The following is a 14,976-nucleotide window of genomic DNA, read 5'->3' as shown; positions in this document are numbered from 1 at the left end:
GGTGTTTTCCAGAACCTATCTCAAAGCGTAGCGAGCGAAGGCAGTTCGCGCGACGCCGGAGCGCAGGAACCGGAGTTTACTTACAGTAAAAGAGGATTCCGAGCACCGCCGGCGCGCGAAATGTCGAGCGCAGCAGTTTTGAGATAGGTTCTAGTCTTCGGTCTCGCGCGCAAAGCGTATGCCGCGCTCGTCGCGGATCAGGCCATCCATCTCGACCACAGCGCGCTCCTCGATCGCGGGTTCGATCGCCGCGACCGGCTCGACGCGCTTGACCGCCGGCGCGGGCGTGCCTTCGACATGGAATTTGGTGATCTGCTTCCACGAGCGCGCGAGCGCATCGGCGAAGACCAGCAACAGGTCGCCCGGGTGGCCCATCTTCAGCGCAGCGGCTATCGCTTCCTGCTCATCGGGAATGATCGTGATCGCCGCATCGGCGACGCCTTTTTCCTTCAGCGCCTTGGCGATGATGCGCGGCACCTCGTCGCCGTCGCGGCCGCGCAGCGCGTCGTCGCGGCGCACGATGTAATGGTCGAATTTGCCGGCAACGGCGCCCGCAATCTCGACGAGATCCTCGTCGCGGCGGTCACCCGGGCCGGCGACGACGACGATGCGGCGTCCGCTGACGTCGAGGCGCCCGGCGAGATCGGCCATCACGCCGACCGCGTGCGCGTTGTGGCCGTAGTCCATCAGCACCTTGAACGGATGCTCGTTGAACACGTTCATGCGCCCGGGCGCTTGGAAGAACGTGGTATCGAATGTGCGCAGGCCCTGGCGGATCGCGTCGAGTTTGATGCCGAGCGCGAACGCGAGGCTGGCCGCAACCATCGCGTTCTGCACGTTGTGCAGCGCGCGACCTTCGAGCGTGGCCGGAATCAGATGCGTCCACATCAGCGGGATGTGGCTGCCCTTGTCGTACAGCGTGATCATCGAGCCGTTGACGCCGGCCTCGAGCGCACAGGCGCGGCCGCCCGCGCGCACGTGCTCGCGCACGAGCGCGTGCGAGGGGTTCATCGTCACGTAGCAGATGACTTTCGCCTCGGTATACGCCGACATTTTCAAAACGTGTGGATCGTCGGCGTTGAGCACGGCGCAATCGGTGGCGACTTCGATCGGAACGCGCTTCACCTCGGCGAGCTGTTCGAGCGTGTCGATGCCCTTGAGTCCGAGATGGTCGCTCTGCACATTGAGCACGGCGGCAACGTTGACCTCGGGCACGCCCATGCCCGCGCGCAGCAGGCCGCCGCGCGCGATTTCAAGCACGGCGATATCGATGTTCGGATCGGCGAGCACCATGCGCGTAGACACCGGCCCGGTCATGTCGCCCTCGACCGTGCGTTGACCATCGATATAGACGCCGTCGGTCGTGGTCAGTCCGGGCGTGTAGCCGGCCATCTTGGCGATGTGCGCGAGCATGCGCGAAGTCGTGGTCTTGCCGTTGGTGCCGGTGATCGCGGCGATCGGCACGCGCGCGGGCGCGCCTTGCGGAAACAGCATGTCGATGACCGGGCCGGCAGCGTCGCGCGGCGTGCCTTCGCTCGGGCTGACGTGCATGCGGAAACCCGGCGCCGCATTGATCTCGCAGATGCCACCGCCGACGCTCTTGTAGCTTTCGGCGATGTTCGGCGAAAGGAAATCGACACCGCCGACGTCGAGCCCGATTGCGCGCACCGCGCGCACAGCCATGTCGCGATTGTCTGGATGGATGATGTCGGTGACGTCGGTCGCGGTGCCGCCGGTCGAGAGGTTCGCGGTCTTGCGCAGCGGCACGACACGATCCTTCTCCGGCACCGAATCGAAGCTGAGGCCGGCGCCTTCGAGCATGACGGTCGCCTCGCGGTCGAGTTGTAGCTTGGTCAGCACCTTCTCGTGGCCGACGCCGCGGCGCGGATCGGAATTCACGATGTCGACGAGTTCACGCACGCTGCGCGTGCCGTCGCCGACGACATGGCCCGGCGTGCGCTTGGTCGCGGCGACGAGTTCGCCGTTGACCACGAGCAGGCGATGGTCGTCGCCGGCGAGATAGGTTTCGACGATGACCGAGTTCGAATGTTCCTGCGCAGCCTTGAAACCGGCGATCACGTCTTCGTCCTTGCTGATCGCGATGGTGATGCCGCGGCCGTGATTGCCGTTGTACGGCTTGGTCACGACCGGCCCGCCGAGGCGACGCGCAGCGCGCAGCGCGGCTTCCTCCGTGCGCACGAGTTCCTGTTTCGGCACCGGCAGGCCGAGTGAGGCGAGGATCTTGTTCGTCTCTTCCTTGTCGCTGGCGAGTTCAACTGCAATGTGCGAAGTGCGGCCGGTCACGGTCGCCTGGATGCGCTGCTGGTACTTGCCGTGACCGAGTTGCACGAGCGACTGTTCGTTGAGCCGCAGCCACGGGATGTTGCGCTGTTCGGCCGCGCGCACGAGCGAAGCCGTCGACGGCCCGAGCGCGCGCCGTTGTGCGTAGCGGATGAACTGGTCGCGCGCCTCGGCGAAATTCCAGCCTGCGGGTACGCTGTCCTTCGGACGCAGGTTCTCCGGCAGCAGCGAGCAGACCAGGCGCAGGGCGAGATCGCCCGCGGCGATACCTTCCTCGCGCTGTGCGTATTCGTAGACGACCGTGTACACGCCGGGGCGTGCGTCGCTGATGCTGCGCGTCTTGCCGAAAGTGACGTCCTCGCCGGCAACGTTCTGCAGTTCGATCGCGACGTGTTCGAGCACATGGCCGAGCCAGGTGCCTTCGCCCTCGCGCATGCGGCGGATGAAGCCGCCGGGTTCGCGGTACGAGCAGCCGTGTTCCTGCAAACCGGGCAGCGCGGCGACGAGGCCGTCGATGAACGCCGCGCCGAGCTTCGCGGTCGGCCAGTTCTCGAGTTCGCCCAGATCGAGTTCGAGCTTGATGACTGGGAAGTGCGCGTACAGCGAAGGGCCGACGTAGACGGAACGGTCGAGTATGCGCATGTCAAATCCCCATGGTCAGGGCAACCGGCCCCATGCCTGCAAGGAAAGCACAAAAAGCGCAATTCGCCAATCGGCGGAAAAGCTCAGTGTGTCTGCTTCGGCGACACCAGCGACCCGGCCGACGCCGTGCGCGTGGCGAGGTTGAATGTCGCGCCGGCGACGAGGATATGCACCTTGAGGCCGAGCAGGCAGACCGGCTCGTTTTCGCTGACCTGGTCCATCGACGAGAACTGCATTTCGCTCGCATCGACCACGGTCACCGCGCCGGAGCCTTCGACTTCGAGCGTGTTGTCTGGGTTGATGAAGGCGGCGGTGTCCTCGTCGAGACCGATGCCGACAAGGAACGGGTTGTAGGCGAGCGCGGCGAGCAGGCGGCCGAGGCGGTCGCGTTGGCGGAAATGCTGGTCGATGACGAAGCGGTTGGTCAAGCCGAGGCCGGGCGCGAGACGCACGCTGCCCGCGGTCGGCGAGGAGCCTTCCTTGCCGAACGCGATCATGTGCTCGGAGAGGATGCTCGCGCCCGCGCTCGTGCCGCCGACCGGCACGCCGCGTGCGTTGCTCGCGCGAATCGCCTGCGCGATCGGCGTGCCGCCGAGCAGGGTGGAGATGCGCAGCTGGTTGCCGCCAGTGAAGAAGATGCCGCTCGCCTGTTCGATGCGTTGCAGGCGATTTTTCTCTTCGGCATCGCGGCGCGTGTCGAAGTCGATCGCGGTGACGCGCGCGGCGCCGAGTTCGGAGAAGATGCCCTCGTAGCGCGCACCGGTGTCGGCGAGCTGGCTTGCGGTCGGGATGATGACGATGTCCGCGTCGCGGCCGCCGCACAGCGCAACGAAGCGCTCGAGGATGCGTGCGTCGTTGTGCTTGGCTTCCGCACCGCCGATCGGCACGATCCAGCCGCGTTCGGCCCCTTCGGTGACTTTACTCGGCATTGGATGAGAACACGACCTTGGAAGATGTTGATTGAAAAGTGCGGCCAGCGATGGTCGCTTTTTGGTCCATGTGTTCAGGGATGAACACAAAAACAAACCGAAATGCAGCCGAGGATGGCTGCTTTTTGCGTTCGAAGACGAACGCAAAGGCAACCAAACAGATATTGGCGGCCCCGACACGATTCGAACGTGCGACCTTCCCCTTAGGAGGGGGACGCTCTATCCAGCTGAGCTACGGGGCCCTTGGATAAAAGTATAGCGAAACAACACAACCCTACGCTTCGCTCAGCGCCGCGTTGTGATAGACCTCCTGCACGTCGTCGAGGTCTTCCAGACGATCGAGCAGGTCGAGCAGGGTTTCCTCGGCCTCGCCCGAAACGGCGACGCGGTTCTCCGGGCGCCACACGATATCGGCGCGCACGGGTTCGAGCTTGGCGTCGACGAGTGCCTTTTTTACCGCTTCGTAGCTCTCCGGCGCGCACAGCACCGTGCTCTGTCCGTTGTCTGCCTGCACGTCGTCGGCACCCGCTTCGAGCGCGATTTCGAGGACTTTTTCCTCGCTCGCCGAATCCGGCGTCGCGAAGACAATCTCACCGAGGTGCTTGAACTGGAACGCGACCGAGCCCGAGGTGCCGAGATTGCCGCCATGCTTGGTCAGCGCGCTGCGCACATCGGCGACGGTGCGCTGCTGGTTGTCGGTCATGCAGTCTATGATCAGGGCGACGCCGGCCGGGCCGTAGCCCTCGTAGCGCAGCTCGTGCATGTCGGCGGCATCGGCGCCGCTCGCACGCTTGAGGGCACGCTCGATCGTGTCGCTCGGCATGCTCACCGCTTTTGCCTTGTCGATGGCGACGCGCAGGCGCCCGTTGCTTGCGGGGTCGGCGCCGGTACGCGCGGCGATCGTGATCTCGCGGATCAGTTTGGTGAAAATCTTGCCGCGGCGCGCGTCTTCGGCGTTCTTGCGGCCTGCGATGCTGGGGCCTCTGCCCATGGGGATACCTGCAGATTGACTGGTGTGGGTATTTTATCAGCGATGCTCGCCATTGCCTGCGCCTCGGCTTCGGAAAAGGGCAGGCGGCGGGCAAAAAGAAAGGCCGGGCTGGGCCCGGCCTTGCTTGTGGACATGGCCGGAAAAATCAGGCGGCCTTGTTGTCCTTCTTTTCGTCTTCCATCAGCTTGTCGACCATGCTCGCCGGCACTTCGGAGTAGTGGTCGAACTCCATCGTGAAGTTGCCGCGGCCGCGTGTGGCGGAGCGCAGGTAGTTGATGTAGCCGAACATTTCGACCAGCGGCACGAAGCCCTGGACGAACGCCTGCGGACCCTTTTGGCCCTGGTCGCTGACCTGGCCGCGGCGACGGTTGATGTCGCCGATCACGTCGCCGAGGAACTCGGCTTCGGTCACGACTTCGATCTTCATCATCGGCTCGAGCAGCTTCGGCTTCGACATCTTGTGCGCTTCGCGGAAACAGGCCTTGCCGGCGATTTCGAACGCGAGCGCCGAGGAGTCGACGTCGTGATACTTGCCGTCGAGCAGGGTGAACTTGAAGTCGACGACTTCATAGCCTGCGATCTGACCCTTCTTCGACTCGGTCTTGACCGCGAAGTCGACCGACGGAATGTACTCGCGCGGGATGCGGCCGCCGACGATCTCGTCGACGAACTCGACGCCGGTGCCCGGCTCGGTCGGCTCGAAGCGGACCTTCACCTCGGCGAACTGGCCCGAACCGCCGGACTGCTTCTTGTGCGTGTAGATGTGCTCGACCGTCTGGCCGAACTTCTCCTTGAAGCTGACCTTCGGCTTGCCCATCACCGCTTCGACGCCGAGTTCGGTGCGCATGCGGTCGATGGTGACTTCGAGATGCAGCTCGCCCATACCCTTGAGCACGGTCTGGCCGGTGGCCGGATCGACCTGCAGACGCAGGCTGGGGTCGGCCTTGGCCATCTTGTACAGCGCGGTCGACATCTTGTCGATGTCGTTGCGCGACTTCGGTTCGACCGAAACCGAGATCACCGGATCCGGGAAGCGCATGCGCTCGAGCAGGGCCGGCTTGGACGGATCGCTGAGCGAATCGCCGGTCTCGGTATCCTTCATCGAGACGAACGCGCAGATGTCGCCGGCGCGCACTTCGTCGATGTCCTTGGTCGCGTTCGCCTGCACTTCGACGATGCGGCCGATGCGCTCCTTCTTGTCGCGGGTGACGTTGAGCAGGGTGTCGCCCTTCTTGATCACGCCCGAATAGACGCGCACGAAAGTGAGCGTGCCGAACTGGTCATTGATGACCTTGAACGCGAGCGCGCGCGCCGGCGCGTCGTCGGTCACTTCTTGCATGCCGATCGCCTTGCCGTCCTCGTCGACCATCGCGATGCCACCGTTCTCGCCCGGCGCCGGCATGTAGTCAATGACGCCGTCGAGCAGTTGCTGCACGCCTTTGTTGCGATAGGACGAGCCGCAGAAGATCGGTACGAGCTTGCCTTCGATGCAACCCTTGCGGATGCACTTCTTGAGCACGGCCGGGTCGAATTCGCCGGTTTCGAGCAGCTTCTCGAACGCTTCGTCGTCCATCGCGAGCGCGGATTCGAGCAGATCCTGGCGCAGCTTCGGCAGGTTCGCGACCCACTCGTTGTCGGCCGTGGCGGCGAACGTGACCTTGTCCTTGATCTGGTCGAGCGGGATCGTTTCCCAGGTCGAATCCTTGTCGTGCGAATCCCACTTGTAGCCGACGCCGGCGACGAGGTCGACCATGCCGCAGAACTCGTCATGGCTGCCGAGCGGAACCTGGCAGAGCAGGGCGTTGGCGCCGAGGCGTTCGCGGATGCCCTTGACGCAATGGGCGAAGTTGGCGCCGATGCGGTCCATCTTGTTGACGTAGCACATGCGCGGCACGCGGTACTGGTCGGCGAGGCGCCAGTTGGTCTCGGTCTGCGGCTCCACGCCGGCGACGCCGTCGAACACGACGACCGCGCCGTCGAGCACACGCAGCGAGCGGTTCACTTCGATCGTGAAGTCGACGTGTCCCGGGGTGTCGATGACGTTGATCTGGTAGCCCTTCCACTCGGTCGACACCGCGGCGGACTGGATCGTGATGCCGCGCTTGCGTTCCTGCTCGAGGTAGTCGGTCGTGGTCGAGCCCTTGCCATCCTTGGTGTCGTGCACGTCGACGATCTGGTGCTTCTTGCCGGTGTAATAGAGCACGCGCTCGGTCGTCGTCGTCTTGCCGGCGTCGATGTGCGCGATGATGCCGATGTTGCGGTAGAACTTGAGGTCTTTGGTACGGGCCATGGTCGTAACTCGTAAGGTTAAGTAATTGGAGTGCAAAACTGGGCATCCTGCCGCCCGATCTTGATTAGAATCGGGCTCACAAACGGTCGCGGCAAAGCCGCGCCACGTTTGTCGCAATGAGCAAAAAGCGCTCATTGCGTCGGCACATCCATGTGCCGATTTGGTTCTTTCAACGTTTGCGAAAATGCAATCGCCCGCGGCAACCGATCAAGGATGCCGGAGGCGGATGAAAGTCGTTTGACGCGACACGAAATCTGCGGCGATGAGGCCGCTGCGGTGCGTAAATCGCGGCCACACGGCCGCACAACCCGCTGATTATACCGGATTTGATGGGGTTTTGCTTGCGGGGCGGCTTTCCGTGGCAGGCGTTCAGCCAAAATCAGTCGTCGGCGAAGCGATAACCGACGCCAACCTCGGTCAGCAGGTGTTTCGGCTGGGCCGGGTCGGCCTCGATCTTGTGCCGCAGCGCGCGCAGATAGATACGCAGGTAGTGCGGCGATTCGACGTGGGCGGCACCCCAGACTTCGGTCAGCAATTGGCGGTGGGTGAGCACCTTGCCGCGGTGGCGCGCCAGCGCGGCGAGCAAGCGGTATTCGATCGGGGTGAGGTGCACGTCGGCACCGTCGCGCTGCACGCGGCGCGCGGCGAGGTCGATGACGAGGTCGCCCGCTTCGATGCGCGCTTCGGGGTCGGCATTGTCGTTCTTCGCGCGATGGCGTTCGGCCACGCGCAGGCGCGCGAGCAGTTCGCCGATGCCGAACGGCTTGGTCAGGTAATCGTCCGCGCCGAGGTCGAGCGCGCCGACCTTGTCGGTCTCCCGGTTGCGCGCCGAGAGCACGATGATCGATCGTGTGAACCACTCGCGCAGGCGCGTGATCACTTCGAGGCCGGAGATGTCGGGTAGGCCGAGATCGACGATGACGATGTCGGGCTGGCGCAGCGCCGCCTCGCGCAGGCCATCGTGGCCGTTTGCGGCAACGTGCAGCGCATAGCCGTGCGCGTCGAGCGCGGTGGCGAGAAAGCGCGCGATCTGCGGATCGTCCTCGATCACGAGCACGGTCGCGCGTGGTCCGTTGGCGTTCATGCCGGCGGCTGCGCGGCGAGCGGCAAACTGAAGCGGAATTCGGCGCCGCCGCCGTGGTCGGTGGAATAGTTGCGTGCGCGGATCTCGCCGCCGTGCGCCTCGACGATCGCCTTGGCGATGCTGAGGCCGAGGCCGAATCCGCTCTGCGCGCCTTCCGCATGACCGCGTTGGAATTTGTCGAACACGCGCTCTTCCTCGCCGGCCGGCACGCCGGGGCCGTGGTCGCGCACGCTGACGACGATCTCGCCGCGCTGCACCGATGCGGCGATTTCGATCGCGCTGCCGGCCGGAGTGTACTTTTGCGCGTTGTCGACGAGGTTGAACAGCAGTTGCCCGAGCATCACTTCGTCGACGTGCAGCAGCGGCAGATCGGCGGGTATGTCGACGCTGATCTTGCGGCCGGCCAGCGCGGCGTGCAGGCGGTGCAGCACGGCGCCGACGATTTCCTCGAGCGGCACCCACTGGCGCTTGAGTGCGAGCTTGCCCGCGGTGAGCCGAGTCAGGTCGAGCAGGTTGTCGACGAGGCGGTGCAGGCGATTGGCCTCGTCGAACACCGCGCCGAGCAGGGTCTTGCGTTGGGCCGCGTCGATGCCTCCAGGCGATTCGTCGAGCAGCGTGGAGGTCGCGCCGATGATGCTCGCGAGCGGGGTGCGGAAGTCGTGCGAGATCGAGGACAGCAGCGCGTTGCGCATTTTTTCCGATTCGATCTCGACGCCGGCGGCCTGCGCCGTTTCGGCAAGCTGCACGCGCTCCATCGCGACTGCAGCCTGGTTGACGAACGATTCGATCAACTGCATCTGCTCCGGCGCATCGAGTCGGGATGGGTCCGCAGGCCGCAGCCCGATCACGCCGATACAGCGCTTGAGCGCGTTGAGCGGCAGGTAGATCGCGTCGGCGCTCGCCAGCGTGTCGGTGTTGCGCCCGGCCTTCTGGCGGTGGTCGTAGGCCCACTGCGCGATGCCGAGATCGTTGCCGGGAACGGGGTAGCGCGTTGCATTCGCCGTCGCGGCGCCGCGTGTGCAGAAGTGCGCCGGATCGAGCAGATGGCCATGCGCATCGGGCAGCAACACCGCCGCCTCGCCGTCGATGTCGGCGAGGATGTGACGGATCACGATGCGGCCGAGTTCGTCAACTTTGCGCGACTGCGCCAGCTCGCGGCTCAACGCGTAGAGCTCGTTCGTGCGCCGCTCGCGCGCGCGCGCGACCGCGGCCTGGCGCTTGCCGCGCGCCGCGAAGTGGCTGATGACGAGGCCGGTCGCCAGCATCACCCCGAACGTGATCAGGTACTGCGCGTCGGACACGGCGAACGAGTAGATCGGCGGCACGAACAGGAAATCGAACAAACAGACGCTGAGCACAGCGACGAGCGCCGACGGCCCGCGACCGATGCGCGCGGCGACATAGACGGTGCCGAGCAGGTAGAGCATGACCAGGTTGGTCAGTTCGACGTAGGCATACAGCAGTTCGCAGAGCAGTGTGATCGCGACAACGACGGCGGCGCTGCGCGCATACGCCTGCCACGGGCTCGTGCGTCGCGGCATGCGCCGCGGCTGCGTGGTCTGCTCGCCCGCCTCGCCGGAGATCACGTAGACGTCGATCGCGCCGCTTTGCCGCGCGATCTCGTCGACGAGCGAGGGCCGCAGCCGGTCGTGCCAGCGCGGGCGGCTCGGCTTGCCGAGGATGATCTTGCTGACATTGCGCCGGCGCGCGTAGGCGATCAGTTCGCCCGCGACCGATTCGCCGGACAGGTTTGCCGTTTCCGCGCCGAGCGTCTCGGCCAGTTTCAGATTCGCAAGAACGCGATCGCGTGCCGCACGCGGCAATCGCGTCAGCGCGGGTGTCTCGACGTAGACGGCGATCCAGCCGGCATGCAGCGCGGTCGCGAGCCGACGCGCGGCGCGCACCACGCGTTCGGACAGCGGATCGGGACCGATGCAGACGAGCACGCGCTCGCCTGCGGCCCAGGTCTCGACGATCGCATGGTCCTCGCGGTAGGCGCGCAGTGCGGCGTCGACGCGGTCGGCCGTGGTGCGTAGCGCGAGTTCGCGCAGCGCGATCAGGTTGCCCTTGCGGAAGAACGAGGTCAACGCCTGGCCGGTCTTTTCGCTCGCATAGACCTTGCCTTCGCGTAGGCGCTGCAGCAGTTCGTCGGGCGGCAGGTCGACGAGTTCGACCTCGTCGGCGGCGTCGAACACGCGGTCGGGCACGGTTTCGCGTACGTGAACGCCGGTGATCTGCGCGACCACGTCGTTGAGGCTCTCGATGTGCTGCACGTTGACCGTCGTGTAGACGTCGATGCCGGCAACGAGCAGTTCCTCGACGTCCATCCAACGCTTCGGATGGCGCGCGCCCGCATGGTTGCTGTGCGCGAGCTCATCGACGCAGACGACGCGCGGATGGCGCTTGAGCGCGGCGTCGACATCGAACTCGGTGAGCGTCACTCCACGATGGTCGAGACGTTGCGGCGGCAGAACTTCCAGCCCTTCGAGCAGTTTTTCGGTTTCGGCGCGGCCATGCAGTTCGACATAGCCGACGACGATATCGACGTGCTCGGCCGCGAGCTTGCGCGCGGCCTCGAGCATCGCGTAACTCTTGCCGACTCCGGGCGCTGCACCGAAAAAGATCTTCAGTCGTCCGCGCCGCGCGCGCGCCTCCTCGCGGCGCATGCGCGCGAGAAGTTCGTCAGGATCGACGCGTTGATCAGGCGAGCGACGCTCGGGCAGGTTTGCGGACATGCTTCATTCTCGCACGCGTGGGCGCGCGGGATGCAAAGCGATCAGGCCTTGCCGAGCGCGAAATCGAGGTTTTTGGCTATGCGCTCGCGCTGTGTTGCCGGCAGACGTTCGTTGGCGAGCAGTTGGCGGCAAAGGCGTGCGCTTTCCTCACGCTCGCCGCACCAGTACAGCGCGACCGCGAGTTCGTCTTTCGCGCGCCAGTCGTAGACCGGACGGTCGATGAACAGCACATCGTTCGGCAACTTCGTGTTCATGGCGATGCGGGCGAAATCGCGTGCCACCGCAAAGCGGCGATTGAGCCGGTTCCAGCGCGCGAATTCGCACGGCGCTTCGGCGCGCGTCGAACGGTAGTCATAGGCATCGAGATAGGCGAGAGCGATCTCGGCGGGCGCGGCGCCAAGACGTTCCTTGAGCACCGCGATCTGCAGCTTGGAAAAGTATACCTCTTCGACCCAACCGCCCATCGCAACGCGCGCTTCATAGGCGGTAATCGACTCGGCGGTGTCGCCGGCGTCGCGCAGGCTCTGGGCCAGGTAGAACGCGTAACGCGCGTTGTCGGGTTCGTCCTTGAGCGCGCGGCGCAGCACCTCGGCGTCGCGAGTGAATTTTTCGCGTTGCGTCAGCTGGCTGCGCGCCCCGTCGGTATGCACGCGGATGCGCAGCCCGGGCAGATACTGCGCCTGCATCGCATGCGCCGAGTTGAGCGCTTCGTGCAGCACGCCGCGCCAGACCCAGTCGAGACCGAGCCGCGGCATCGCGACGCGGCGATAGCGCGTATCGCCGTAGATGAGTTCGAGCATGTAGCCGGGCGCGCCGAGTTTCGGGTAGGCAAAACCTTTGTCGGCTTCGAGCACCTCATCCGCATCGATGATCAGCGCGTAATCGCCGTGTTTTTGCGCCAGCGCCAGCGCCTCGTTGCGGTTGGTCGCGAAATCCACCCAAGGCCGTTCGATCAGCTCGCCGGGCAGACCGGCCATCGCGCGGCGGATCAGGTCCTGGGTGCCGTCGCTTGATCCGGTGTCGGCGATCGCCCAGGCGTGCACATACGGGCGCACCGAGGCCAGGCAGCGCTCGATCACGGGCGCTTCGTTTTTGACGATCATCGATAGGCAAATACGCATGCCGAGAGATTAGCGCGAACTGTCCGGAAGACTAGCTGTTGAATCGATACCGGCGAGAGTGCCAAACGACGGCGAGCAGGGCAAACGCGAACAGCAGCAAGCCGATCGGTGAAAGCGCAACGGCAGGGACTGCGGTCTGTGCGACGATCGCGGCGAACCAGCCGGTCGCATTGCCGCTGCCGCCTTCGTTGCTCAGGCTTGGGGCGAGATGCTGACCCGTGGCGTGCACATCGGACACGCCGACGTGGACGATGCTTTGCGAGCCGCCGGCAAGCAGGTTGATATTGGCGGCTTGACCTGCAGCCGAGCTGCGGAACTGGATCGGCTGCGCTGCCGTGCCGGCTATCGTCAGCAGGCCGGCGATCGTCTGCGTGCTGCCGGCACCGAAGATGTAGTTCTTGCCGGTCGCGCTGACCAAGCTCAGGTTGGCGAAAGTCGTGTTGCCGAGGACTTGCGAGGAAGAAGTCGAGCCGTCGATGAAATCGACGCTGCTGGTACCGGCGAGGAAACTGCCGGCGTCCGACCAATTGCCGGACAACATCAGCTGGCCACTGCCGGCGTCGAATGTGCCGCTTGCGAGAATGTCGATGCTGCCCGCGTTGTCTAGTTGGCCGCCACCGAGGGAGAGGAATCCGCCGATCTGCGCATCCGTGCCGGCGAGATTAAGGCTGCCGCCGTTGAGTGTCAGCGAGCCGCCAGAAGGTATTGCGAGTTGGGCGAACGCTGGCGGCGCAACACACACGAAAACGAGCGTAAGCAATGCGCTTCGTAATGTTTTCACAGTCGGCCCCCGAGGATAGTGTGATCATAAACGGCTATTGTGAATTTGCAATGTTCACTGCTTCGCATTCTTAAGACAAGGATCGGCCTCTCTGGCGGCCCAGAAAGGCATGGGTCTTGGCGCTCGATTTCGTTCGGCACGATGGAGCTTGGCCCGAGGCTTCAGTTTTCGGGCGTCGCCGCGACGTCGTGCGCGCCGAATGCCTCCTGCAATGTGTAGAGCGGACTCGTCGCGATGTCACCGAAGACGACGCCGAGCGTGGCGAGGGCGAGGCCGGGAAGTGCGACGCGAAGAGTCATGCGCGCGGATGCGGATCCCGCGACGGATACTTGTCGGCCGGCGCTTGCTTGTTGGCGCGCTGCGGGTTCATTCGTTGCCATCCGCGACGGCCGGCGACGATGCTGAGGGCACAGGCCGCGAGGCCGAGCGGCCATGCGCCCAGCGCGAATTCGATGAGCGTACCGAGGACGCAGGCGACGAGAGAAACAACTGCCCAGCGCCGCGAGCCGTCGTCGAACGCGCAACTGGCGAATGCGGCAACGACCGCGAGCGCACCGAGAACTTGCAGTGCGTGCATGGCCGTGACTCCGTCAGAGTTTGCCGTCGAGCAACAGGTTCAAACGCAGGACGTTGACGCGCGGCTCGCCGAGGATGCCGAACTGACGGCCTTCGGTGGCTTCGGCGACGAGTTTGGCGACGTCCGCTTGCGTACGCCCGCGCACGCGGGCCACGCGTGCGAGTTGGTATTGTGCTGCCGCCGGCGAGATTTCCGGATCGAGGCCCGAGCCCGATGCGGTGACCAGATCGACCGGTGTCGGCGCGTCGTTGCCAGGATCGGCGGCGTGCAGGGCATCGATGCGCTGCTTGACCGCATCGGTCAGCGCCGAATTGGTGGGGCCGAGGTTCGAGCCCGTCGACGAGGTCGAGTTGTTCGCGAACGGTGTCGTTGCCGAAGGCCGGCTCCAAAAATATTTCGGGTCGGCGAAGGGCTGGCCAATCAGGCTCGATCCGAGCGCCTTGCCGTCGTGCTCGATCAGGCTGCCGTTGGCCTGGCTCGGGAAGAGGATCTGCGCGAGTCCCGTGACCGCGAGCGGATAGGCAACGCCGGTGAGGACGGTCAGGAACAACAAGATCAGCAGAGCTTGGCGAATGATTTTCAACATGGCTTTGTTTCCTCGGTTTTCATCGTCCTCTCGGCCCTCTTGGTCGTGGGACCTCGGAGGAAGCCCGGCCCTTGTCGTCGTTTTGGACAAGGGCCGGAGCGGCCGGGCAATGACGATAAGACGTCAAAAAGTTCCTTGCAGTTGTGCGAAGCCGCGGGTGCCACCGACGTCGCGCGTGTCGGTAGCGTCGCGGAAGCTTGACGTGGTGCCGTAGAACGCCTTGTTGCTGGCGTAGGTGGCTCCGAGGCTCGCGTTCCAGTGCGTCGAGAACTGGTACTTCACAGACGCGCCGTAGTCGCTGTAGTCGGGATCGTCGGCGCCGTTCGCGTACGGAACCGCGAGGCGCGTGCCGATGCGCGTATGGCCGGCATGCAGAGCGAGGCTCCACTCCGTGTTGAGCGGGATGGCGGCATCGAGCTGCACGTAGCTGGCACCTTTGGAGTCGCCGCGATAGCCCTGCTCGGTATCGATGCCGAAGTAGTCGGTCAGCGCATGCGAGTATTTCAGCGTCAGCCACTTGTAGGCCAGTGCGGCATTGGCTTCGAGCGTATTGAACGAGCGCGAGCGCAAACCGGCGTCGTCAAGGTTGCCGTGCGGATAGACATAGCCGTACAGACCGACGCGCCACGACCAGTCGTCGTTGATCTGCGTGCCATAGCTTGCATACAGATCAAGCTCGAGCGCGGCGCCGGGATAAGTCTTGTCGCTGACGCTCGACGCCCAGGTGCCCGCGGCGAAGCCATTGGCGAGAGCAAGGTCGAAGCCGCCCTGAACGGCAGGTCCGCCCCAAGTTTGAGTCAGCCCGCGGAACATGTAGTCGCTGGTTACGGCAACGTTGCCTGTGACGGTATATGGCGGCGTTTCCTGACTTGCGTCCGATTGGGCGTGCGCAGCGGTTGCGGCAAAAGCAAGAATTGCAAAGGTATATTTTTTGTTCAT

At 64.7% G+C, this 14,976-nt stretch carries 12 protein-coding genes and 1 tRNA gene; all 13 read right to left on the bottom strand.

The genetic code is table 11. The features are described 5' to 3' along the window. Positions 1 to 150: 150 nt before the first annotated feature. The 13 genes from cphA to F455_RS0113345 all read right to left on the bottom strand — a co-directional run bounded on the left by cphA (position 151) and on the right by F455_RS0113345 (position 14,976). Entirely contained in the window at positions 151 to 2,943 is a 2,793-nt protein-coding gene (gene cphA, locus F455_RS0113405; protein ID WP_018973814.1) for a cyanophycin synthetase, read from the bottom strand. Positions 2,944 to 3,026: 83 nt separating this feature from the next. After that, the gene (locus tag F455_RS0113400) at positions 3,027 to 3,872 is read right to left on the bottom strand and encodes a cyanophycinase (protein ID WP_018973813.1); all 846 of its coding nucleotides are present in this window, start codon (positions 3,870 to 3,872) and stop codon (positions 3,027 to 3,029) included. A gap of 165 nt (positions 3,873 to 4,037) precedes the next feature. After that, a tRNA-Arg gene (locus F455_RS0113395) sits at positions 4,038 to 4,114 on the bottom strand. 32 nt (positions 4,115 to 4,146) lie between these two features. After that, entirely contained in the window at positions 4,147 to 4,863 is a 717-nt protein-coding gene (locus tag F455_RS0113390) for a YebC/PmpR family DNA-binding transcriptional regulator (protein WP_018973812.1), read from the bottom strand. Between the two features lie 145 nt (positions 4,864 to 5,008). Then, positions 5,009 to 7,153, bottom strand: a complete 2,145-nt coding sequence (gene fusA, locus F455_RS0113385) for an elongation factor G (RefSeq protein ID WP_018973811.1) — start codon at positions 7,151 to 7,153, stop codon at positions 5,009 to 5,011. A gap of 379 nt (positions 7,154 to 7,532) precedes the next feature. After that, the gene (locus F455_RS0113380) at positions 7,533 to 8,237 is read right to left on the bottom strand and encodes a response regulator (RefSeq protein WP_018973810.1); all 705 of its coding nucleotides are present in this window, start codon (positions 8,235 to 8,237) and stop codon (positions 7,533 to 7,535) included. Further along, on the bottom strand, positions 8,234 to 10,972 hold the full coding sequence (locus F455_RS0113375; protein ID WP_018973809.1) for a sensor histidine kinase: 2,739 nt from the start codon (positions 10,970 to 10,972) through the stop codon (positions 8,234 to 8,236). Before F455_RS0113375 ends, F455_RS0113380 begins: the two co-directional genes overlap by 4 nt. 41 nt (positions 10,973 to 11,013) lie before the next feature. Next, positions 11,014 to 12,075 carry a glycosyltransferase family 2 protein gene (locus tag F455_RS0113370; protein ID WP_018973808.1) on the bottom strand — a complete coding sequence of 354 codons (1,062 nt, stop codon included), beginning with the start codon at positions 12,073 to 12,075 and terminating at the stop codon, positions 11,014 to 11,016. A 49-nt stretch (positions 12,076 to 12,124) separates the two neighbouring features. Next, positions 12,125 to 12,874: a hypothetical protein gene (locus F455_RS0113365; RefSeq protein WP_169337343.1), complete on the bottom strand. Its 750-nt coding sequence runs from the start codon at positions 12,872 to 12,874 to the stop codon at positions 12,125 to 12,127. Positions 12,875 to 13,035: 161 nt separating this feature from the next. After that, positions 13,036 to 13,173: a KUP/HAK/KT family potassium transporter gene (locus F455_RS23365; RefSeq protein WP_018973806.1), complete on the bottom strand. Its 138-nt coding sequence runs from the start codon at positions 13,171 to 13,173 to the stop codon at positions 13,036 to 13,038. Further along, on the bottom strand, positions 13,170 to 13,451 hold the full coding sequence (locus F455_RS20875; RefSeq protein WP_018973805.1) for a hypothetical protein: 282 nt from the start codon (positions 13,449 to 13,451) through the stop codon (positions 13,170 to 13,172). The genes F455_RS23365 and F455_RS20875 overlap by 4 nt, the downstream gene beginning before the upstream one ends. Positions 13,452 to 13,464: 13 nt before the next feature. Continuing rightward, on the bottom strand, positions 13,465 to 14,037 hold the full coding sequence (gene kdpC / locus F455_RS0113350; RefSeq protein ID WP_018973804.1) for a potassium-transporting ATPase subunit KdpC: 573 nt from the start codon (positions 14,035 to 14,037) through the stop codon (positions 13,465 to 13,467). A 123-nt stretch (positions 14,038 to 14,160) separates the two neighbouring features. Beyond that, positions 14,161 to 14,976, bottom strand: a complete 816-nt coding sequence (locus F455_RS0113345) for a TorF family putative porin (protein WP_018973803.1) — start codon at positions 14,974 to 14,976, stop codon at positions 14,161 to 14,163.

The organism is Rudaea cellulosilytica DSM 22992, from assembly GCF_000378125.1.
In the GTDB taxonomy this organism is placed as follows: Bacteria; Pseudomonadota; Gammaproteobacteria; order Xanthomonadales; family Rhodanobacteraceae; genus Rudaea; species Rudaea cellulosilytica.
Note: the sequence above shows the minus strand (reverse complement) of the source record. Positions and strands in the feature narration are given on the sequence as shown.

Bases quoted from the DNA above. Each gene is read 5' to 3' on its own strand.
- F455_RS20875 (WP_018973805.1), bottom strand. From the start codon at position 13,451: ATGCACGCACTGCAAGTTCTCGGTGCGCTCGCGGTCGTTGCCGCATTC.
- F455_RS0113380 (WP_018973810.1), bottom strand. From the start codon at position 8,237: ATGAACGCCAACGGACCACGCGCGACCGTGCTCGTGATCGAGGACGAT.
- F455_RS23365 (WP_018973806.1), bottom strand. From the start codon at position 13,173: ATGACTCTTCGCGTCGCACTTCCCGGCCTCGCCCTCGCCACGCTCGGC.
- F455_RS0113400 (WP_018973813.1), bottom strand. From the start codon at position 3,872: ATGCCGAGTAAAGTCACCGAAGGGGCCGAACGCGGCTGGATCGTGCCG.
- F455_RS0113375 (WP_018973809.1), bottom strand. From the start codon at position 10,972: ATGTCCGCAAACCTGCCCGAGCGTCGCTCGCCTGATCAACGCGTCGAT.
- fusA (WP_018973811.1), bottom strand. From the start codon at position 7,153: ATGGCCCGTACCAAAGACCTCAAGTTCTACCGCAACATCGGCATCATC.
- F455_RS0113390 (WP_018973812.1), bottom strand. From the start codon at position 4,863: ATGGGCAGAGGCCCCAGCATCGCAGGCCGCAAGAACGCCGAAGACGCG.
- kdpC (WP_018973804.1), bottom strand. From the start codon at position 14,037: ATGTTGAAAATCATTCGCCAAGCTCTGCTGATCTTGTTGTTCCTGACC.
- cphA (WP_018973814.1), bottom strand. From the start codon at position 2,943: ATGCGCATACTCGACCGTTCCGTCTACGTCGGCCCTTCGCTGTACGCG.
- F455_RS0113345 (WP_018973803.1), bottom strand. From the start codon at position 14,976: ATGAACAAAAAATATACCTTTGCAATTCTTGCTTTTGCCGCAACCGCT.
- F455_RS0113370 (WP_018973808.1), bottom strand. From the start codon at position 12,075: ATGATCGTCAAAAACGAAGCGCCCGTGATCGAGCGCTGCCTGGCCTCG.